We start from the raw sequence: 20,363 nt of genomic DNA on the forward strand, positions 1-20,363 counted from the left end.
TCATATCAGCAGGATAGACATGTGAGAATATATGTTCTATATATGTGTTAAAAAAAAGAATGCAATATTTGCATACCTACTTTATATGATCAATTTTTTTCAGATTGCACATTTCTTCTGGAACGCCATACGTTTGAGCTACTTCATTTATGGTAACGCTTGTATCTTTAAATTCATAAATACATTTATCTGGAATAAGCAATTCAACTGCAAATGTATTAGCCTCTACCTCATTTTTATTAGTAGAGAAAAAGGTGTTATTTTTTAAAAAAGGTGCATTTTCACTTTTATGCAATAACGAATGGCCTAATTCATGAGCGCAGACAAACCTTTGCAATGTCTCATCTATATTATCATTAATATGGATAGATTGAATCCTTTTGTAGCACGTGTAGTATCCCAAAGATCCCCCAGAGATTCAAAAATAATGATGATGCCTTTACGCTCTGCTATTTCAAAAGGGCAATTTGTTCCATATTTATCAATAAGTTTTATTGCTGTATTCCTAGGCATTAAATGCGCCATAGAATACCTTATTTTTTATATTTGTTGGGGGTAAACTTTTGTTTTGCCATTCGTTTAGCCATGCGAAGTGAATTTTCCAATGAAGCAATTAGTAGTTCTCTATCTTCCTTATCCATTTCATCTATCGCCCTTCCATCGAATTGTGAGTATGCATCATCATTAGATAAGTTATTTATCATTTTTTCTAGATCCTTAGCTATATCACGCTCTTCCTTATCTGACAGCTCAGGAAGATCTTCCTCTTGCTTGGTGTTGTTTGGTTTGTAATAACCAGCCACCCTCATTATTTCATCATAAGGAATGGATAGTGCTTCCGCAAGTTTTTGGATATTCTCAGCTTTGGGAATGCCTCTTTTTCCATTTTCGATTCTGGACAATTGAGCAGCACTAATACCTGAATACAAAGAAAGTTGATTGATGGTGTAACCTTTTTCATCCCTTTTTGCTTTTAGATACTCTCCAAATTGATTGGTCATAGTTTTCTCTCCTAAACACTGATACCCTTCTACACTTATATTACTAAAAATAATTACCAAAAGGAAATTTATTTAAGGAAAATATAAAAAAGTATTGCCAAATGGTAATTGTTAATGTTAAGGTATTACCATAAGGTAATTACCAAAAGGTAAAAGGAGGGTTCATTTGAAAGATGTAAATGTCATTTTAATTAATTTAGACTTTTTGAAGGCGTATTTGAAAGACAAGGATATTTCTCAAAGTCAATTTGCGGATAAGGTAGGAGTTACGCAAACTACTGTTAACCGAATTATGAATGGCAAGAGAAATCCGGGAGGTAAGTTTATTGCAGGTGTTCTGCGGAGCTTTAACGATTTAAGTTTCGATGAAGTATTTTACTATGACAAAAGTATTGTCAACTGAATAAAAGATAAAACAATTCGTTTGGAGGGATTGATTTGGAAACAAGTATTGATGAGAAAGAAAGCATGAATATCAAAGTTTCTGAGGCAGCAAAGATCTTGGGGAAATCTGAACAATTTGTGCGAATTGGATTACAACGGGATATTTTACCAATTGGTATTGCAATTCAAATGTCTAGTAAATGGACATACCATATTTCACCAAAGTTACTCAAAGAGTATGTAGGAGGGGAAGTAAGCATCTAAATTGCCTGAAATTATTTAAACCTGTTTAATTCTGGAGGTAAAAAATGAGCAACATTAAATGGATTAAGTTAAGTACTGCCATGTTTGATGATGAAAAAATAAAACTTATAGAGAAGCTTCCAGAGGCTGATACCATTCTAATCATTTGGATTAAACTACTTTCACAGGCCGGGAGAACAAATGCCAACGGTTATATTTATTTGAACGAAAATGTCCCTTATACAGAAGAGATGCTGGCAACGATATTCGATAGGTCGCTCAATACAGTGAGGCTCGCTTTAAAAACACTAAAAGAGTTCGGGATGATTCACATTGATGACGATTCTTTTATTCGAATTTCAAATTGGGAAAAGCATCAAAATGTTGAAGGAATGGACCGTGTAAGGAAGTTGAATGCAGAGCGTAACAAAAGGTATCGCGAAAGAAAGAAACAGCAATTACTAGAAGATAAAACAGATGACGTTAGCGTGACGTCACGTGACGGTACAGAAGAAGAACTAGAAAGAGATAAAGAACAAGATATAGAAATAGAACAAGATAAAGACGTAGCGCAGATTATTAAATTTTGGGATAAAAACGGATTTGGTGTGAATAACATTCATGCAAAAAAACAGTTGTTGCTGTGGTTGGATGATTCATCATTTAAGGATCCCAGTGAAGTCATTTTAAAGGCATTAAATATTGCTTGTGAAAATGATGCTAGACGACTTAAATATACGGAAGGCATCTTAAGAAACTGGCAAAACGAATCCTTACTAACCGTTGAAGAAATCGATAAGAATCACAAAAACCGAAATAAGCAAGCTGTAAACCAAATAGATTACGATCCGAATAGAGATAGATTCTAGGAGGTGCTATCAGTGGAAGCTATTGGATCAGTTCTTAAAAAATCAATTCCTTTCAAAGAACATCATGAAAAAGAATGTGAGCAATGTGGAAGTCTATATAAATTATATGAAACTCCTAAAGGCATAGCGGGAGCATGTAAACATTGTATGGATCAACAGTTATTAGAAGAACTAAGCGTACCAACAAAAGAAGAAAGAGAAAGACTAAAAGAAAAGCGATTTATTGCCACATTTGAACGAGTTACACATGATTTGAAGCAAGCAACGGTTGATTCCTATATACCTAAAGAAACATCGCAATTCGAAGCAAAAAAAGCAGTCCTAGGGTGGGCAGGTATAGTGATTGATGCTGGATTTAATATAAAAGACAATATCCAAGAAGGAGAATCTACTCAAAGGATAGTTGGAGATGCAACGGTTGATGTGGTGGCTGGTATTGGGACAATGGCAGTAGCCGGGGCAGCTACTGCAGCGGTAGTTGGAACAGTAGGTTTACCATTATTAGCAGGTGCTGGAGTAGGGTTAGTGGCATCTTAGACAGTAGGAAAAATTATTGATTCTAACTGGGGGACTAGCCAAAGTCTAAGGGATCATGGAAAAGACTTAGTACAAGCTGGTACTAATGCTGTGAAAGGTTTCGGAAAAACAGTAGCCGGTTGGTTTAAAAAATCTATATTCGTAATATTTTAATAGTACAGGGGGATGGAAAATAGTGAAAATAGATCCCGAAACGAGATATGAGGATTTGGCTTTATATGTTAAAGATCATTTGGAATTTATTTATGTTGGTGATGTTAAATGGAGTGTGGCTGTACTAGTTTTGATAATATATGATGCCCCTTTACTTTTAGGATTTTCAATGTTGTTAAAGATAGAACTTTTATGGATCGTTTTACCATTTGTCCTTATTATTCATTTGTGGTGGATAAGACTGATGATAAAAAATCCATATTCTACTCAATTAGAGGTGATATTATTTATGGGTGTTTGGGGAGCGCTTGGAGGAATATCTTTATTCATAACCTTTGTGTGGGTGATATTTCATGTGCTTCAAATTACCTCCACGGTATTTTATATTATTATAGCTATAGTGACAATTGTATTGGTCTATATTTTAGTGAAATATCAATTACATAAATATTCCGGTGATCCGATAAAAGAAAGAAAAGAAAGTAATCAGTATAAGTATATGGGATTGGTAACCGCCTCTCCGGGGATAGGATACTTATTTTATGTATTAATAGAAAAAAATACGATGTTAGAAGATATTATTTCAATGGTTAGTATATATTTCTTTGCTATTATTTGTAGCTACACTGCAGCAAAATTTTTGCATCGTTATTTTTTCATGAAAGCCAATATGAAATATGTCATCTATCAACCACATGGAAATAAGAAAAAGGAAAAACTTATCAAACAAGGAGTGGAAATAAAATAATGGAAAAACTATTACCGAACGGATCAATTGTTTTATTGAGAGGTGGAAATAAACGTTTAATGATTTATGGAAGAAAACAAATCATTACAGAAGAGGGAATGGAAGAGATTCAAGCTAGAGGCGAAAAGATACCAGAACAATCTATGTATGATTATTTAGGAGTCTTTTATCCCGAAGGCTACATGGACGAGGAACACACTTAGTGTTCAATCATTCAGATATTATCGATATTATATTCCGAGGCTATGAAGATGAGGAGGAAGCAGAGTTTCAAAAGATTTTAAGGCAAGTTTAAATAATAGGTCGTATTAAAAATAATGCGATATTCCTAGAAGTAGAATAACTAAATTAAAATCAGAAAGGACAAATTTATATTTTAAAGTTTGTCCTTTTTGATAATCTTTAGTACGAGTGTTTCCTTGGCAAAAATTGCTTCTTTCATTGCGGATTATTCATATTATCTGGCTTTAATGCTCCGTAGCATATTTTATAATAGACAGGGAACCAAGAACATAGATGAATTTAGGTTGTTAACACGTGAGTTAGAAGATTTATTAAATGATTTTAATTCCTTGGATGAAAATGATGGAGATAAAATTGAAGTAATGCTGTTTGAATTTCATCGAATACTTACAACGTTTGAATGGCATTTTTCAGAAATTAGTGATTTAAACATGAAGTTCTTGAAAGGATTTAGAAAAGGTTAATAAAATCATTTAAAGAGAAGGAACAAAATTAGGATTTTTGTTTTGTGTGAGAAATGATAAAAGTTAAGTGTCATACTAATAATCATCTTTATAATGATGCAAAAAGATGGAAACCAAATCCATACGAATCCATTTACATCCCTATCAATCCAATTTATCCAAATGAAGATATTGATACAACGGGATTCAGACGGATAGACTATACATAAATTGATAGCCGATAAAACTCAAAACGTTAAGCGTTTATTATATCAAAAACACGCCTGTTTGGACTTTTCCAAACGGGCGTTTTTTTATAATCTATCAAATTGTACAAGCCTAAAAATAAGTATAGAAAACTTTATAATCAATGATATAATGTAATGAATTCTGGTATCCTAGTTAAAAATAGGAGGTTGTTTAAAATGGGAAGTCATAAACCAGCAGGATTTGGATAAGATTTCTAGCAAGTCTAATCGATGGTGTTTTAACTGGAATTTTAACTTGGATTATCGCTACGCTAATTAATGACGAGAGGTATTTTAATACGTTTGATATTTTTTCGGATGAATTGTATGGACTAAGTACATCGGAAACCATTTCGAATTTGATTTATACGGTCATTTTCGTAATTATATTTACAGCGAGCAAGTTTAAAGGTAGTCCGGGGAAAATGATTTGTCGCATTGAGGTTGTAAATCCAGACATGACACAGATCAGTTTTTGGAAATCACTTGGTAGAGTGTTTGCTTATATCGTTTCAGCTATTCCAATTATGATTGGTTACATGATGGCCGGCTGGAATAAGGAGAAGAGAGCATTACATGATATCATTTGTAGCACTAGAGTTGTGTATCGAAATAAGTTAGAGTAAAGTTAAATCAAAATGAGAATTGATATTTTCCATTAAAAACTATGGACTTGGGGTGTATACATATTGGATAAAAAGCGTTGGATCGCATTAATAATCGCAATTGGTTTATTCGTTGTCTCGATTGTATCACAAATTAGCACAAGCATTGCTTCGACGGATTCCGCTACACTTTTTGAAAGCTTTAATGATGAGTTTAGTGAAGAAGTAATCGAACAAGGAACTAGCTTCGAGAAAATTGCTGTGCTCGAGCTAAATGGAATTATTATGGAAGATAGTGCAGGAAGTTTATTAAGCGGTGTTACATATAGGCATCAAAGGTTTTTGGATTTACTTGATCACGCTGCTGAGGATGGAAATGTAGAGGCTATTATTTTAGACGTAAATACACCGGGTGGTGGTGTTGTAGAAAGTGCAGAGATTCATGAAAAGATACTAAACATTCAGCAAAACTATGAAAAACCTGTTTATATTTCGATGGGGAATACAGCAGCATCTGGCGGTTACTACATCTCTGCTCCAGCCGATAAAATTGTCGCTCATTCCGCCACATTAACTGGTTCAATTGGTGTCATTATGGAGTCGTTGAATTATACCGAGCTTGCTGATAATCTAGGCATTGATTTTAACACGATAAAGAGTGGCGAATTCAAAGATATTATGTCTGGTTCACGTGAGATGACGGAAGAGGAAAGAGCAATGCTGCAAACGATGATTGATGAACTCTACGGTGACTTTGTTCAAGTCATTGTAGATGGACGTGGCATGTCTGAGGAAACTGTTCGAGAACTGGGTGATGGTCGCATTTATACTGGAGCGCAAGCAAAAGAAAATGGCTTAGTCGATGAAATTGGAACGCTGGATGATACCATTGCGATGATGAAAGAGGATTATAATCTGGAAGATGCTGCCGTGATTGAGTATACAAGCGGTTTTGAATTCAATAAATTTTTAGGCATGACGCTGCAGGATAAGTTTGGCAAAGGGTCAGAGTTACTTGCAGTAAATAATATGCTGCGAGAAGCAAATGCTCCTAGAGCCATGTATTTATATTCAAGATGAGGAGGCTAGATTGCCATGAGTGAAGATTTAGTTGCATATACAGCATCGCCTACGGAAACAAGAAGGTATGCCGGATTTTGGATGCGATTTTGGGCATATTTAGCCGACTTAGTCATCGTGTTTAGTATAAATGGTATTGTGCTTAGTCCATTAAAATTTATGAACGAAGGAAAACCAATCGAGATTGGTTATTGGACGGTCGCAGGAATTCTGAGCCTTCTCGTATTGTATCTATACTTTATTTTAATGACAAAGTTTTATGGACAGACAATCGGAAAAATGATATTTGGATTAAAAGTGATTCGCAAAGACCTCGAGCCTCTGCAATGGAGCGATATTATTTTTAGAGAGTTGGTCGGACGCTTCTTCTATCGCTTTTTATTCATTGCACAATTACTGTATCTTGTCGTTGCCTTTGATACCAAAAAACAAGGGATTCACGATATGCTTGGTGATACATGGGTCGTGCATGAATGAAGGATCGCGGGAAGAGAGTTATTCATTGTCCGTATATGTCACAATAAATAATCAAGCACTGTCCCTGCTTTTTTTACAAGCTAGTAAGTGTGGGGAGAAAAAAATCTCGATACGGGTTTTTGGTTAATGTTTAGCCGCCAGTAGAATGTGTAAGATATTCTAATAGCGGCTGTTTGTGTTCTATTATCTAAATCTATTACTAGTTAAAGCCTAATCTTTACTTTACTTGCTCGTGTGTATCATTATTCGTCACATCCAGGATATCGAGCAGGAATACAAACACTGGAATTCCGATAATCAATCCCCAGACACCAAAGAAATGCTGCGAAAAAATCAAGACAATAAATGTATAAAACACTGGTAAATCTGTTTTAGAAGACATCAATTTTGGATTGAGAATATACGCTTCGATTGCATGGATAATCATAATTGCGATGAGCAGATAAAGAACAGTTAAAAATCCTCCGATTGTATAGGCAATGAGAGATAACGGGATAAGTGAGATAATCACTCCAGCAACAGGGATAAGTCCTAGGAAAAAGACCATAATGGATAATCCAAAGATCTGCGGAAATCCAAGGATCATTAATACAATCATCGTAAGAAATGTGTTAATCAGGGCAATCATGAATTGTGCTTCGATTACTTTACCAAAAGTGCGTGAAAATTTTCTGCCGAAGTACTCGATCTCCCGGTAGAACGGTGCAACTTTACTTTTTTTGAACTTACTCGTAAATGCGAGCAGGCGAGGTTTTTCGAGCAGGAAGAATAAACTGAGTACTAACGAAATTAATACCTGTACACTCACCGTACTAATATCTGTAATCGATTTTAAGAGAAATGAAAAGCCGTTTTCTATGTAGCCCGTGATTTGCTCGCTTGAAATGATCGGCTCAATAAAACTAAAAAATGGGTTATCATACGATTCGAAAGAGAAAGTTGAAATCTGCTTAATGACTTGACTGATTTCCATCGTAATAATTGGCAAGTACCTCACAGCACCTACCGTTAATAAGCTGACGATTACCGAATATAACAGTAATACGAGAATCGTTCGATTGAATTTGATCCGTTTCACCGTGAATTCAACTAGCCCATTCATTAAGAATGAAAAAATAAAAGTAAGGAGGATAATATTTATTAAACTTCTTACACTGTAAAGAATTAGAATGATTAAACTAAAAATAATAATGCGTTTTACTCCTGTTTTTCGGAAAAAGTCGACGATTGATTCCATATCATATTTCCTCTCTTATGCTGTGTGAAGCAGGATAGCCAGTTTTGTTTATACTCTTTAGTATCTACTTATAATGGGAAAAACACAAGATTAAAACGATAGTAATTCAGTAATAATATTAAACTGGGATAAATGCACTGACCGCCATGTCCCGCTAATCAATATTTGAAAATAAGTGATTGAATCAAGCGGGAGGATAAAAAGCGATATGTAGGATGAACTGCATGGAATCTAGGGTTTTAACAAATCCTTGTTCCATGCAGTTTTTGTATGTTCGTAGATGTAAGCTACTACTAGATAGAGACAAGTCCTATATATTGCAATACCTGAGGTTATAGTTTAGGATGAATATTTGAGTAAATTTCCTTCCAGATAATGAATCATTTTTCGTTCGTTATTAATTGTTGAAAACGGGTATACTCTATGATAGAATTCAATATATAGTGATTGACAATACAATTTAATACTAAATGTAGTATATGAGTAATGGTGACAGTTTATCTGTTTAAAAGGGAATCCAGTTAAAAACTGGAGCTGCCCCCGCAACTGTACGTGTGTACGACTTAGCAAACCACCGTATCGCTTGCTGTAAGGTGTCGATATGGGAAGGGCTATAGAAGGAAGAGCACGAGCCAGGAGACCTGCCATAACTTGTAGTTTTTTGTTTCTTCGGGGTGTGAGAAAGGAAAAATGATAAGAAGTTGTAGTATGTAATATTATTATGCTTTTTTGTCGTTTTTTCTTGCCGTTCATCCCGAAAGTGAACGGTTTTTTTAATGCTTATACATAAAGGGAGGAAATAAAATGCAAATAATGAATCAAACAAAAAGCCCTAAAGGGATGGAATTAATCAATGAGTGGGCCGATGGATTAAATATTCAAACAGATAAATATAAAGAAAAAGTTGAGCCGCTTTTGGTAACACAAGAAGCAAAAGACGACTTATATAATGCTTTAATTAACCATGCACTTGAAAATATAGACGAAGTAACACCAGACTGGACTTATTTTGCAACACGGATTTATTTGCATGAACTCTATCAAAAGGCTGCAGAAAATAGGGGCTATGACACTGCTCTTTCGTATGGTCCTTTCTACGATTTATTAAAGCAATTGACCGATAAAGGAATTTATTCTCCTCATCTTCTTTCAAGCTACACGAAAGAGGAAATCGATTATTTCGGTTCGTCGCTTGAACAGGAAAGGGATTTATTATTTACGTATCCGGGAATTTATACATTGGCAACTCGTTATCTCGCAATGGACCATGAAAAGAATGTTTATGAATTGCCGCAGGAACGCTGGATGGTTATTGCCATGCATCTTATGCAAGAAGAACCGGTCGCGAATCGGAAAGAACATGTTCTCGAAGCCTATTGGGCGCTAAGTAATTTATATATGACGGTCGCGACACCAACATTAGCTAATGCGGGGAAGAGCCATGGCCAATTGTCGAGTTGTTTTATTGATACGGTAAACGATAGTTTGGAAGGAATTTATGATAGTAATAGTGATATTGCCCAATTGTCGAAAAATGGCGGCGGAATTGGTGTCTATATGGGTAAAATCCGTGCTAGAGGCAGTTCGATTAAAGGATTTAAAGGGATGTCCAGCGGAGTTGTACCATGGATTAAACAGTTAAATAACACAGCGGTAAGTGTCGATCAACTCGGTACGAGAAAAGGTGCGATAGCAGTTTATTTGGACATATGGCACAGAGATATTGAAGAATTCCTTGACTTGAAACTAAATAACGGGGATGACCGCCTGCGTGCCCATGATATTTATACAGGGGTTAATATTCCAGATTTGTTTATGGAACAAGTAGAAAAAAGGGGCGACTGGTATTTATTTGACCCTCATGAAGTGCGTGAGGTAATGGGCTTCTCCCTGGAGGAATCCTATGATGAAGAGAAAGGCGAAGGAGAATGGCGCAAGAAGTATGAAGCATGTATCAACGCTAATTTAGATTCGGCAAAGAAAGTGCCAGCAATTGAAATTATGAAAAGAATTATGCGTTCCCAGTTGGAAACAGGAGCACCATTCATGTTTTACCGTGATGAAGTGAACCGCCGGAATGCGAATACGCATACTGGAATGATTTATTGCTCCAATTTATGTACGGAAATTACGCAAAACCAATCCCCGACAGAATTTGTTGAGCAATATCTCACGGAAGAAAATACCGTTGTGAAAAAATACACGCCTGGTGACTTTGTTGTTTGTAACTTAAGTTCCGTTAACTTAGGGAAGGCTGTACCAGATAATGTATTGGAACGCCTTATCAAAATTCAAGTGCGCATGCTTGATAATGTCATTGATATCAATACGTTACCATTATTACAAGCAACGCTCACGAACCAAAAGTACAGAGCGATTGGACTAGGAACATTCGGATTCCACCACCTGCTTGCAAAAGAAGGAATCGAGTGGGAATCAGAGCGAGCTGTCGAATATACCGATGCTATTTATGAAAAAATAGCCTACTTAGCGATTTCCGCATCAGCAGATTTAGCAGAAGAAAAAGGCAGCTATCAGGTATTTGAAGGAAGTAAATGGAGTACAGGAGCGTACTTTGATAACAGAGGATACGATGATTCCAAAGAGTGGATGGCATTGAAGGAGCGGGTTAAGAACACGGGGATCCGCAATGGTTATTTAATGGCTGTCGCACCAAATGCGTCTACTTCGATTATTGCCGGCTCTACTGCAGGAATCGACCCAGTGTTCAAACCTTTTTATCATGAAGAGAAGAAAGACTTTAAGATGCCTGTAACCGCACCAGATATGGACCACCATAATTACCATATCTACAGACGTTCCGCTTATATTGTTGATCAGCGCTGGTCGGTCAAACAGAATGCCATGCGTCAGAAACATGTGGACCAAGGTGTTTCCTTTAATATTTATGTGCCGAACACCATCCGGGCTTCCGTCTTACTAGACTTGCATCTACAAGCTTGGAAGAGCGGACTGAAAACAACTTACTATGTACGTTCATCTTCTACAGATATTGAAGAGTGTGAGTGGTGTCAATAATGAATAGGGGAGCGTTATGCTCTCCCCTGTTCCGAACCAATCGAAAATCGATGATAAGGGATTCGCACGTTTTAATTAGGGGTGAAATAAATGAAAATTCTTATCGCTTACCATAGTTTTAGCGGCAATACCGAAGAAATGGCAGAAATGATTCAGGCTAGGATTGAATCTTTCGGTTATCAACCGGAGTTATATGAAATCGGTATAGGTGCGTATTTTCCCGAGTTAAGTGACTATGATGTCGTTATGTTAGGGACGTTTACTTGGGATCTTGGAAGCACACCGGCTGATGTAAAAGACTTTGTAGCAGATGTCGGGTATAAGCCGAATAATATTGCAGTATTTGGTTCAGGAGAAACCCAGTTTGGTGGGGAAGAGATGTTTTGTCTTGCGGTCACGAAACTAGCTAAATTTTATAATAGCCCGTGGGAAGGTTTGAAGGTAGAGCAGTCTCCAAGGGGAAGCCAAGAGCTGAAAGTTACCAATTGGGTAGACGGAATTATAGAAGGTGTAAGAAAAGAAAAAGAGCAAAAGAGCTGGATGACGGCAGGCGTATAGGATAAGCGATAATAGAAAATAAAAAGAGGCAGGGAATATAAATATGACTGTAGTTTTAAAAAAAGCAAGAACGTTAGAGCCAAAAAATCCTAATAAATCAACGGGAATCTTTGGGGGGAAATCCAGCGGTATTTTAAATTGGAATGATATTGCGTATCCCCACTGGTATCAGATTTACAAAAAGTTACTAGGAAACTACTGGCAAGCAGATGAAATCAATATGTCTTCTGATATCAGGCAGTTTCCGGAGTTAACTGCAGATGAACAGGATGCCTATTTAAAGATTATTGGATTACTGTCTACGTTAGATGCACCACAGACACGGACGGCTTTATTATTATCTTTATATGCGACAGACGCCTCTGTACAGTCCATTATGGCTGTAATTGCTCAACAAGAGGCCGTGCATAATGAAAGCTACTCGTATGTTTTATCATCTGTCGTATCGCTGGATGAACAGAATAAATCATTTGAGTTAGGTCGGACAGATCCCGTTCTCCTACAGCGGAATGAACGGATTATCGAAGTTTATAATGAGTTTGCAGAAAATCCGACAATCGAAAACATATTAAAAGTCATGGTCTATACCTCCCTACTGGAAGGAATGTTTTTCTATTCCGGATTCGCCTTCTTTTATAACTTAGCACGAAATAATAAGATGGTAGGAACAAGTACGATGATCAGCTATATTAACCGGGACGAGCTTGAGCACGGGAGATATATTGGCGAATTATTCCGCGCGACGCTAGCTGAGAATCCTGAATATAATACGGAAGCATTCAATGAGTGGGTATATGAGGCGTTCCGTCACTCCGTGGAACAGGAGATCAATTGGTCCAGATATGTATTAGCAAATGTCGAGGGAATTGATTTGGACGAAATGGAAGGCTATATTAAATACCGGGCGAACAAGATGCTAAGAATGCTCGGCTTAAGTGAAATTTATGATGGCTACTTCGATAACCCGATGAAGTGGATTCGGGCATATGTAGATAACTTTGATGGAACAAAGACAGATTTCTTCGAGCAAAAATCTCGTGCCTATACAAAAGTAAGTGATTTGAACGGGTTTGATGATTTATAAAAAGGTGTTTTATCGATAGAAAAAAACCGAACAACCTAAGGCCAAATTTTCCTTAGATTGTTCGGATTTTTTTATGTTACTCTTAACATTTCCTTTTCTTTTCTGCCATATAAAATGAAATAGAGCACAGTCGAAGCTAATACTACAACACCCAAAATACCATAAAGCAACCTGTAACCTATTAAAGGTATAATGAACCCAAGCAGATAGTAAAAATTACTAAGATGCATAAAAAAGACATCCAAGTCATATTCCTGAATGTCTTTTCCTTATTCAAATGCAGCTTTCTCACTATCCGCTAAAGCCATAAAGACTATCATTGCAATCACACAAGCTGTTCCAAGCCATTGAAAGGATCCAAACGGTTCTTTCAGCCAAAACACGGTCGTTAAAACTGCGGCGAGCGGTTCAAGGCTTCCAACCAAGCTCGTTTCTTTTGGTGAGAGACTATTTAAACTCTCAATGAAAAACCAAAAGGCAATCATCGTTCCAAAAATCACGATGAACAATAAATAAAGATACCCTTCTAGTGGTAGGCTCGCAAAATCCATTTGCCATGGCGGATGAATAAAGCTCAGCGTAACACCGCCAATGACCATCGCCCAGCCGACAATAACGAGAGAATCGAAATAGGCGAGGAGTGAAGCAGCATATAAGGTGTAAAAAGCGAGAGCGACTCCAGATAGGATTCCCCAGATGACTGCTGGAGCAGGGACAGATAATCCTGATAAGGAACCATTCGTCAGCAATAAGAAACAACCGCTTAAGGAGAGGAAGACGGTGATCAAATCCATCCTTCTTAATCTCATCTGCCTTTGTATCAACAAATAGGCGATAATCATAATCGGTGCCTGATATTGCAATAGAGTGGCAACCGCTGCGTTTCCGTGGTTAATCGAAGCCATAAATGTATACTGGACCGCAAGCATACCAAAAAGTCCGAATATAAGGAGCTGGAACGTATTTCGTTTATTTTTCCAAACATCGAATACTTGTTTCTTATCCCTTGAGAGGTATTGAATCGTTAATAATAAGACCCCCGAAATAAGCAGCCGGACGGTAACAAGCCAATCTACTTCAATTTGGAAATCTTGAAAAAGCTTTTGGGAAACCGTACCACCGACTCCCCAGAGTGTTGCACCGATAATAACTAAGAGAAATCCTAGTTTCCTATTCTGTCTGTCCATCTCTTCTTCTCCATTACAATATTTTCATCCATTATTTTTTAATGACTGCAACCGTACAGCGTGATACACAGACCAGTTTGCCTGTTGCCTCGTCTGTAATGTTAATCTCCCATATATGGGTTGTTCTCCCGATATGGAGTGGTTTTCCAACCGCGACTACTTTTCCGTCACGCATACTGCGGATATGATTCGCATTAATTTCAAGTCCAACGGCTGCTTCCGTTTTCGCATCTACTAGATTCATACTTCCTACACTGGCTACGGTCTCTGCAAGCACTACTGATGCTCCGCCGTGAAGCAGTCCATAAGGCTGGCGTGTCGGTCCGTGTACAGGCATTGTCGCTGTTACTTTCTCCTTTTTCACTTCGACTATTTCTATTCCAATTGCATCGATGATTGTATTCATCTAGTCCACCCCTTGTAAGACACTTTTACATCATCTTAACGCGGATTAAACGATTAGTAAAATGGTAGGAAATGTAGATCATCATAATCAAACTTAAAACCCGGGATGAAGTGATAAAACTTCATCCCGGGTTTTTCTTTCCTTATACAGTTTGAAGCTACCATCGACTAATTACTCTTCAAAAGGCTGATTATCCAATCCCCATTGACACATTTCTTGAATGATAGGCCAGAGGGAGTGCCCTTTTTCAGTAAGGCTGTATTCCACCTTAGGGGGGATCTGCGGATACTCTTTACGGTGGATGATCCCGTCACGAATCATTTCTTTTAGCGTCGTACTAAGTGTTTTATGCGTGATCTTACCGATTCTGCGTTGGAGTTTTGTAGCGGATAACACCACTCCGAGATAAGTGATAAATAACTTGCATTTTCCACTTTCCATTAATGATGGAAAGTGTATATCCAAAAGCAGGCTCCTGGTTGTCCAAAACATGATTCTTATTTATTTCCATTCTACACTAACCTCTTAGAGACTATGTATCAAAAAAGTACATACTATTATTATATCTATATAAACTATATAATACATTTAGATTCATGTTAAGTTATGTTGCAAAACGCGATTGGATGAACTCGCAGCATGCAAGATCAACAATATCAAGGTTATACCCTAACCTTATTGCAAAAAATCGAAGAAGCTGAGGCGATTATAGTTGGCGGAGCGGCAGGGATGTCTGCGGCAGCTGGACTGAACTGGTATGAGGCAGATGAAACCTTCCAGCAGTACTTTGGTGAATTTGCAGATAAATATGGAATTGATAGTACTATAAGACGTATTGCCGCGAGTCCGACCTGCCTTATCATGAAGCGACCTACTATATTACCGCCTACCATGATTAGGATGCTGCATTAGGTTTATCTGAAATTGAAAAATCCTCAACACTCAGTGAGCGTGATGTGCTCCTATATCAGATTTTCAAAGATGCGGATGCACTCGATCGTTTCCGCTTGGGTTCTGATGGTTTAGATGTTAATTTTATCCGGACAAAAGAAGCACATGAACTTGTTGAGTTTGCAAAAGAACTCTTACAAAAAAAGTGAAGAAACAATTGGATAAACAGTTAGGGTAAAGATGGTTTATAATGGTAATGACAAAGACAGTAGTAAGCTTAGGAGGAAATTGTTATGAACAGCTATCTTGATGACAGTTTCGCCCTTCATACCGACCTGTACCAAATTAATATGGCAAAAGCTTATTGGGAAGATGATATTCATCATAAAAATGCGGTTTTTGAATTGTATTTCAGGAATCTGCCATTTGGAAATGGGTACGCGATATTTGCTGGGTTAGAACGAATCATCGATTATCTCCAGACCTTTCATTTTTCTGAAAGTGACTTGAGTTATTTAATAGAGCTAGGTTACAAGCAAGACTTCATTGATTATTTACGAACGGTACGCTTTACAGGGAATGTCCGAGCGATGAAGGAAGGAGAGGTTGCATTTGGTAATGAAGCCATTCTTCGTGTCGAAGCTCCGTTAGTCGAAGCGCAGTTAATTGAAACAGCTTTGTTAAATATTGTGAACTACCAGACCCTTATTGCAACCAAGGCTTCACGGATTAAGCAAGTTGCAAAGGACCAGCTTGTCTCCGAGTTTGGTACGAGACGTGCTCATGAATTTGATGCTGCACTATGGGGAACGAGAGCAGCTTTTATCGGCGGATTCTCCGGTACGAGTAATGTTCGAGCAGGAAAACGCTTTGGTATTCCTGTTGCCGGGACACATGCCCATTCCTATGTTCAAGCATATGAAGATGAATATATCGCATTCCACAAGTATGCAAAATCTGATAAGAATTGTGTTTTTCTAGTGGATACCTACGATACATTAAAATCAGGTGTTCCAACAGCGATTAAAGTTGCAAAAGAACTTGGTGACGATATCAATTTTGCAGGTATTCGGTTAGACAGCGGAGATCTGGCTTATCTTTCCAAGGAAGCAAGGAAAATGTTAGATGAAGCAGGATTTGTTGATACGAAAATCATCGCTTCAAATGATCTTGATGAATATACCATTATGAATTTAAACGCCCAAGGAGCGAAAATTGATGCGTGGGGAATTGGCACGAAAGCAATTACTGCTTTCGATCAACCAGCTCTAGGCGCTGTGTATAAGATGGTATCCATGGAAGATGAGAGTGGAAAGATGACAGATCGAATCAAAATTTCTTCAAGTCCTGAAAAAGTTACAACACCAGGTTTGAAAAAGGTATACCGCATTATTAACAAACTGACGAATAAATCAGAAGGGGATTATATCGCCCTTGATTTTGAACAACCTGAAAAAGAATCTAAACTTCATATGTTCCATCCCGTGCATACGTACATCGGAACGTTTGTCACCAATTTCATTGCGCAGGATTTGCATGAGGAAATCTTTACGGACGGTAAGCTTGTGTATGAAAATCCGTCAATCGAAGAGATTCAATCTTACGCTGAGGAGCGATTGGATCTTTTATGGGAGGAATACAAGCGTTCTTTAAACCCGGCTGAATACCCGGTTGATTTAAGTCAGGCGTGTTGGGATAATAAGATGAGAAATATCGAAGAGGCGAAAAAACACAGTTTGAAAAATATTAGGTAGGAGTGGGTTTAAAGTGGTAAAAGAAGCGTTATTAATTGTTGATATGAGTAATGATTTTGTAGCAGATGACGGACCGTTGACTGTCGGAAAACCAGCACAGAAAATTGTTCCATACATCAAGGAATTAGCAACGGAATTTTTAGAAGCAGGAAAGATGGTTGTTGTATCCATGGATGCCCATCAACCAAATGACCCTCACTTTGAATTATGGCCGCCTCATAATATTGTGGATACGGAAGGCCAACAACTGTATGGAGAATTAAATGACTGGTACCAAGCGAATAAGGATAATGAAAATCTAATTTATTCACCAAAGACAAACTATAACGCATTCTTTAAAACAGGTCTTGCCGAAATTTTCAGGAATGCGGGGGTGGAAAAGGTTCATACCGTTGGAGTGACGACCGATATTTGTGACTTTTTAACCGTTTCAGGAGCGGATGCAGAAGGTTTCAAAACAGCTATTCACAAACGTGGCGTAGCGACATTTACGGATTTAGGAGAAACAATGATAAACCATATGGTACGTTGTTTCCATACAGATGTTATTGAATAATCATGAAACAGAGTAAGGTTGGTGAAAATGATGATTGAATTGTTGCCAAGGATTAATGAATTAGCGAAAAAAGTGCGGGAAGCCGGATAGACAAAAGCCGAAAAGGTCGAACAACTAGCACTTCGAGAAGATTATTTACGTGCCATCCGCGGTCAAGTGCTTCATACCTTTTCTAGCGAAGACGTGATTCGCGTCTGCATCTAAAAAAGACAGTACAGGCATTTGCTTCATCGGTGAACGCGACTTCAAGGAGTTCCTAAGCAGTTACCTGCCGGCTCAAAAAGGAACGATTGAAACATTTGATGGTCAGGTTGTCGGAGAACATGATGGCTTAATGTATTATACAATCGGGCAAAGACGGAGACTTGCAATCGGTGGAGATGCGAACCTTGGTTTGTAATTGGAAAAGACATGGATAGGAATGTTCTATATGTCGGCCAAGGATCAGATCATGAATTGCTTTACTCGGATAGCATTATAGCCGATCATGTCAGCTGGATTTCAAGCAGTGATATTCCGGATAAATTTGAATGTACAGCTAAATTCCGCTATCGTCAGCAAGATAATAAAGTAACAGTAGAAAGATTGGATGATTCAAAGGTTAAAGTCATTTTCCATGAGCCAATTCGTGCGATAGCCCCGGGACAAGCAGTTGTTTTCTATCAAGGAGAAGAATGCCTTGGTGGGGGAACAATCAATCAAGTGTATCGTGATAACAAACACTTATCCTATGTAGGATAAGGATTAGCGAAGACATTTGTGAAGGGGAAGATTGACATGTGTGCACCTGAGACGATAAAGACGCTTTCTGAAGAAGAAAGAAATCAAATAAAGTCGCTGCTTATGAATTATTCTAAAGAAGAACTTGCATTGGCACTATATCAATTAAATCAATGTAAAGAAATGAAATAGAAAAGCAAAGGAGATGGAGCATGCTGACGGAAGTTTCTATTATTCTAGCATTTGGAGCAGGTGTATTATCCTTTGTGTCACCCTGTGTATTTCCGCTCTATCCAGCATTTTTATCCTATATTACTGGATTAAGTGTGTCAGATGTACAAAGCGGTAAAGTGGGAAGACAACGTAAAGCGTTATTTCATACCTTATTCTTTTTATTAGGGTTTTCAATCATTTATCTTGTACTCGGACTAGGATCGACTGGAAGCGCCACTTTAATCGAGACGTGGTATATGCAATACGGAGATATCATACGTCAAGTCGGTGCGATCTTCATCGTATTTTTTGGTCTAGTAACGATTGGGATATTTAACCCGACTCTTTTGATGAAAGACCATAAACTGAACGTGAAAAACAAGCCCTCTGGTTATCTAGGCACCGTGTTGATTGGCTTAACCTTTGCACTGGGCTGGACTCCTTGTATGGGACCGATATTAGCAGCTACGTTAGCACTTGTGGGTGCGAATCCGTCTCAAGGCATTTGGTATATGGGGGCTTATATTTTAGGCTTTAGTATTCCGTTTCTGTTAATGGCATTCTTTATTGCGAAGTTTACGTGGATTAAAAAATATAGTGGTGCCTTCATGAAAGTCGGCGGGAGCATCATGATCGTGATGGGAATTATATTGTTTTTTGATATGTTCACCATTTTTAATTCCCTCTTCACACCAATCTTTGGGGACTTCCAAGGCTTCTAGTCTTATGAGGCAAGAGAGCTATTTTTGATTCGGGCGTGCAATAGAGAGAAAGAGTGAAAACAGTGAGAATAGGCATATTGGATTCTGGAGTAGGCGGGTTGGCCGTTCTTCATCAAATATTGAAATGGTTACCGAAAGAAGATTATATTTATTACGCAGATACCTCAAACGCTCCATACGGTGAAAAATCAAAAGAAGAGGTAAAGGAATATATTTTTAATGCTGTTGATTTTATGGTTGGACAAGGAATTAAAGCGCTGGTGATTGCTTGTAACACGGCAACAAGTATTGCAGTCGACGACCTTCGTGAAAAGTACGATATCCCTATATTAGGGATTGAACCAGCCGTTAAGCCCGCTGTCCAAAGATGTGAGGGAAAGCGAAAAAAAGTATTAGTACTCGCAACGAATTTAACGCTCAAAGAGGAAAAGTATCATAACTTAGTAGAGCGAATCGATCATCAGGATATTGTGGAGAGTCTACCTCTTCCCAAGCTCGTCGAATTTGCGGAGCGCTTCGAATACCGGGAAGAGAAAGTGGTACCATACTTAAAAGAAGAGCTTGCTTCGTTTGATTTAAAACAGATTGGGACAGTCGTGCTTGGGTGTACCCATTTCCCGTTTTTTCAAAAGAGTATGAGGAGCATATTCCCTGAAGAAGTCGATATTATTTCTGGAAGTATTGGTACGGCGAAAAACTTGAGACGAATTCTCGAAGCAAGGAATCAGATGAGCAGTGGAACAGGAGATATATTATATTTTAGTTCCGGTGTTAAAATTGAAGATAAAGAAACATTATCTAATTATAAGAATCTGTTGGTCATGCTAGACAAGATAGAATAACGTACAAGTTTAAGAAAGTGATGGAACCTCTACAAAAAGGCAGTGAATAATAACACTGCTTTTTTGTGTTGCTTGGATACTCCCTCGTCTCTATCTTTGAGAGAGCGTCTTTTTCCTATTTTG

The 20,363-nt window shown here is 37.8% G+C and carries 22 protein-coding genes, 4 pseudogenes and 1 riboswitch; of the genes and pseudogenes, 20 read left to right on the top strand and 6 right to left on the bottom strand.

Annotated features, from left to right (window positions below; genetic code table 11):
- Window positions 1–76: 76 nt before the first annotated feature.
- Window positions 77–525, bottom strand: a pseudogene (locus LZD48_RS12275) (ImmA/IrrE family metallo-endopeptidase).
- An 8-nt stretch (window positions 526–533) separates the two neighbouring features.
- Entirely contained in the window at window positions 534–1,001 is a 468-nt protein-coding gene (locus tag LZD48_RS12280) for a helix-turn-helix domain-containing protein (protein ID WP_235763028.1), read from the bottom strand.
- Between the two features lie 166 nt (window positions 1,002–1,167).
- Between LZD48_RS12280 and LZD48_RS12285 the strand changes: the two genes are divergently transcribed.
- The 10 genes and pseudogenes from LZD48_RS12285 to LZD48_RS12330 all read left to right on the top strand — a co-directional run bounded on the left by LZD48_RS12285 (window position 1,168) and on the right by LZD48_RS12330 (window position 7,031).
- The gene (locus LZD48_RS12285) at window positions 1,168–1,404 is read left to right on the top strand and encodes a helix-turn-helix transcriptional regulator (RefSeq protein ID WP_077356198.1); all 237 of its coding nucleotides are present in this window, start codon (window positions 1,168–1,170) and stop codon (window positions 1,402–1,404) included.
- Window positions 1,405–1,439: 35 nt separating this feature from the next.
- Window positions 1,440–1,649 carry a hypothetical protein gene (locus LZD48_RS12290; protein WP_200411717.1) on the top strand — a complete coding sequence of 70 codons (210 nt, stop codon included), beginning with the start codon at window positions 1,440–1,442 and terminating at the stop codon, window positions 1,647–1,649.
- Between the two features lie 44 nt (window positions 1,650–1,693).
- Window positions 1,694–2,497: a phage replisome organizer N-terminal domain-containing protein gene (locus LZD48_RS12295; protein ID WP_235763029.1), complete on the top strand. Its 804-nt coding sequence runs from the start codon at window positions 1,694–1,696 to the stop codon at window positions 2,495–2,497.
- Window positions 2,498–2,509: 12 nt separating this feature from the next.
- Window positions 2,510–3,034, top strand: coding sequence for a hypothetical protein (locus tag LZD48_RS12300; RefSeq protein WP_235763030.1), 525 nt, complete (start codon window positions 2,510–2,512; stop codon window positions 3,032–3,034).
- Window positions 3,035–3,209: 175 nt separating this feature from the next.
- Window positions 3,210–3,935, top strand: coding sequence for a hypothetical protein (locus LZD48_RS12305; RefSeq protein WP_235763031.1), 726 nt, complete (start codon window positions 3,210–3,212; stop codon window positions 3,933–3,935).
- Window positions 3,935–4,230 (top strand): annotated as a pseudogene (locus tag LZD48_RS12310) (DUF4176 domain-containing protein). The gene LZD48_RS12305 and the pseudogene LZD48_RS12310 overlap by 1 nt, the downstream one beginning before the upstream one ends.
- Before the next feature lie 124 nt (window positions 4,231–4,354).
- Complete coding sequence (locus LZD48_RS12315) at window positions 4,355–4,642, top strand: hypothetical protein (protein ID WP_235763032.1); 288 nt, start codon at window positions 4,355–4,357, stop codon at window positions 4,640–4,642.
- Between the two features lie 475 nt (window positions 4,643–5,117).
- Entirely contained in the window at window positions 5,118–5,495 is a 378-nt protein-coding gene (locus tag LZD48_RS12320) for an RDD family protein (protein ID WP_310739830.1), read from the top strand.
- A gap of 63 nt (window positions 5,496–5,558) precedes the next feature.
- A complete protein-coding gene (sppA, locus tag LZD48_RS12325) occupies window positions 5,559–6,554 on the top strand; it encodes a signal peptide peptidase SppA (protein ID WP_235763033.1) in 996 nt (331 codons plus the stop codon).
- Window positions 6,555–6,569: 15 nt separating this feature from the next.
- On the top strand, window positions 6,570–7,031 hold the full coding sequence (locus LZD48_RS12330) for an RDD family protein (RefSeq protein ID WP_235763034.1): 462 nt from the start codon (window positions 6,570–6,572) through the stop codon (window positions 7,029–7,031).
- Window positions 7,032–7,248: 217 nt separating this feature from the next.
- On the opposite strand, the gene LZD48_RS12335 is transcribed toward LZD48_RS12330, so the two are convergent.
- A complete protein-coding gene (locus LZD48_RS12335; RefSeq protein ID WP_235763035.1) occupies window positions 7,249–8,268 on the bottom strand; it encodes an AI-2E family transporter in 1,020 nt (339 codons plus the stop codon).
- Between the two features lie 470 nt (window positions 8,269–8,738).
- Window positions 8,739–8,931: riboswitch (cobalamin riboswitch) on the top strand.
- 150 nt (window positions 8,932–9,081) lie between these two features.
- Between LZD48_RS12335 and LZD48_RS12340 the strand changes: the two genes are divergently transcribed.
- From LZD48_RS12340 to LZD48_RS12350, 3 genes are all read left to right on the top strand, one after another.
- A complete protein-coding gene (locus LZD48_RS12340) occupies window positions 9,082–11,307 on the top strand; it encodes a ribonucleoside-diphosphate reductase subunit alpha (RefSeq protein ID WP_235763086.1) in 2,226 nt (741 codons plus the stop codon).
- A gap of 90 nt (window positions 11,308–11,397) precedes the next feature.
- Window positions 11,398–11,865, top strand: a complete 468-nt coding sequence (locus tag LZD48_RS12345; protein WP_235763036.1) for a flavodoxin — start codon at window positions 11,398–11,400, stop codon at window positions 11,863–11,865.
- 43 nt (window positions 11,866–11,908) lie between these two features.
- Window positions 11,909–12,949, top strand: a complete 1,041-nt coding sequence (locus LZD48_RS12350) for a ribonucleotide-diphosphate reductase subunit beta (protein ID WP_235763037.1) — start codon at window positions 11,909–11,911, stop codon at window positions 12,947–12,949.
- A 269-nt stretch (window positions 12,950–13,218) separates the two neighbouring features.
- Here LZD48_RS12350 and LZD48_RS12360 read toward each other — a convergent pair whose 3' ends face one another.
- From LZD48_RS12360 to LZD48_RS12370, 3 genes and pseudogenes are all read right to left on the bottom strand, one after another.
- Window positions 13,219–14,136 carry an EamA family transporter gene (locus LZD48_RS12360; protein ID WP_235763038.1) on the bottom strand — a complete coding sequence of 306 codons (918 nt, stop codon included), beginning with the start codon at window positions 14,134–14,136 and terminating at the stop codon, window positions 13,219–13,221.
- A gap of 31 nt (window positions 14,137–14,167) precedes the next feature.
- Complete coding sequence (locus tag LZD48_RS12365) at window positions 14,168–14,542, bottom strand: hotdog fold thioesterase (protein WP_235763039.1); 375 nt, start codon at window positions 14,540–14,542, stop codon at window positions 14,168–14,170.
- A gap of 171 nt (window positions 14,543–14,713) precedes the next feature.
- Window positions 14,714–15,053: pseudogene (locus LZD48_RS12370) on the bottom strand (winged helix-turn-helix transcriptional regulator).
- 128 nt (window positions 15,054–15,181) lie between these two features.
- Here LZD48_RS12370 and LZD48_RS12375 point away from each other — a divergent pair.
- The 7 genes and pseudogenes from LZD48_RS12375 (at window position 15,182) to murI (ending at window position 20,240) form a co-directional block, all read left to right on the top strand.
- A complete protein-coding gene (locus LZD48_RS12375; protein WP_235763040.1) occupies window positions 15,182–15,454 on the top strand; it encodes a hypothetical protein in 273 nt (90 codons plus the stop codon).
- A 272-nt stretch (window positions 15,455–15,726) separates the two neighbouring features.
- Window positions 15,727–17,187 (top strand): nicotinate phosphoribosyltransferase, encoded by a 1,461-nt coding sequence (locus LZD48_RS12380; protein ID WP_235763041.1) that lies wholly within the window; start codon window positions 15,727–15,729, stop codon window positions 17,185–17,187.
- 13 nt (window positions 17,188–17,200) lie between these two features.
- Window positions 17,201–17,743 (top strand): cysteine hydrolase family protein, encoded by a 543-nt coding sequence (locus LZD48_RS12385; RefSeq protein WP_235763042.1) that lies wholly within the window; start codon window positions 17,201–17,203, stop codon window positions 17,741–17,743.
- 190 nt (window positions 17,744–17,933) lie between these two features.
- Window positions 17,934–18,484, top strand: a pseudogene (locus LZD48_RS12390) (aminomethyltransferase beta-barrel domain-containing protein); the annotation flags it as partial.
- 36 nt (window positions 18,485–18,520) lie between these two features.
- Window positions 18,521–18,655, top strand: a complete 135-nt coding sequence (locus tag LZD48_RS18785; protein WP_255771021.1) for a hypothetical protein — start codon at window positions 18,521–18,523, stop codon at window positions 18,653–18,655.
- Window positions 18,656–18,675: 20 nt separating this feature from the next.
- Window positions 18,676–19,398, top strand: coding sequence for a cytochrome c biogenesis CcdA family protein (locus tag LZD48_RS12395; protein ID WP_310739828.1), 723 nt, complete (start codon window positions 18,676–18,678; stop codon window positions 19,396–19,398).
- Window positions 19,399–19,460: 62 nt separating this feature from the next.
- A complete protein-coding gene (gene murI / locus LZD48_RS12400; protein WP_235763043.1) occupies window positions 19,461–20,240 on the top strand; it encodes a glutamate racemase in 780 nt (259 codons plus the stop codon).
- The last annotated feature ends 123 nt before the right edge of the window (window positions 20,241–20,363 follow it).

Source organism: Oceanobacillus alkalisoli (assembly GCF_021556485.1).
GTDB lineage: Bacteria > Bacillota > Bacilli > Bacillales > Amphibacillaceae > Oceanobacillus > Oceanobacillus alkalisoli.

What these genes read in the sequence shown, in the direction of transcription:
- LZD48_RS12330 (WP_235763034.1), top strand. Translation starts at nt 6,570, where the DNA reads ATGAGTGAAGATTTAGTTGCATATACAGCATCGCCTACGGAAACAAGA.
- LZD48_RS12360 (WP_235763038.1), bottom strand. Translation starts at nt 14,136, where the DNA reads ATGGACAGACAGAATAGGAAACTAGGATTTCTCTTAGTTATTATCGGT.
- LZD48_RS12345 (WP_235763036.1), top strand. Translation starts at nt 11,398, where the DNA reads ATGAAAATTCTTATCGCTTACCATAGTTTTAGCGGCAATACCGAAGAA.
- LZD48_RS12350 (WP_235763037.1), top strand. Translation starts at nt 11,909, where the DNA reads ATGACTGTAGTTTTAAAAAAAGCAAGAACGTTAGAGCCAAAAAATCCT.
- LZD48_RS12395 (WP_310739828.1), top strand. Translation starts at nt 18,676, where the DNA reads ATGCTGACGGAAGTTTCTATTATTCTAGCATTTGGAGCAGGTGTATTA.
- LZD48_RS12365 (WP_235763039.1), bottom strand. Translation starts at nt 14,542, where the DNA reads ATGAATACAATCATCGATGCAATTGGAATAGAAATAGTCGAAGTGAAA.
- LZD48_RS12380 (WP_235763041.1), top strand. Translation starts at nt 15,727, where the DNA reads ATGAACAGCTATCTTGATGACAGTTTCGCCCTTCATACCGACCTGTAC.
- LZD48_RS12280 (WP_235763028.1), bottom strand. Translation starts at nt 1,001, where the DNA reads ATGACCAATCAATTTGGAGAGTATCTAAAAGCAAAAAGGGATGAAAAA.
- LZD48_RS12340 (WP_235763086.1), top strand. Translation starts at nt 9,082, where the DNA reads ATGAATCAAACAAAAAGCCCTAAAGGGATGGAATTAATCAATGAGTGG.
- LZD48_RS12335 (WP_235763035.1), bottom strand. Translation starts at nt 8,268, where the DNA reads ATGGAATCAATCGTCGACTTTTTCCGAAAAACAGGAGTAAAACGCATT.
- LZD48_RS18785 (WP_255771021.1), top strand. Translation starts at nt 18,521, where the DNA reads ATGTGTGCACCTGAGACGATAAAGACGCTTTCTGAAGAAGAAAGAAAT.
- LZD48_RS12375 (WP_235763040.1), top strand. Translation starts at nt 15,182, where the DNA reads ATGCAAGATCAACAATATCAAGGTTATACCCTAACCTTATTGCAAAAA.
- LZD48_RS12295 (WP_235763029.1), top strand. Translation starts at nt 1,694, where the DNA reads ATGAGCAACATTAAATGGATTAAGTTAAGTACTGCCATGTTTGATGAT.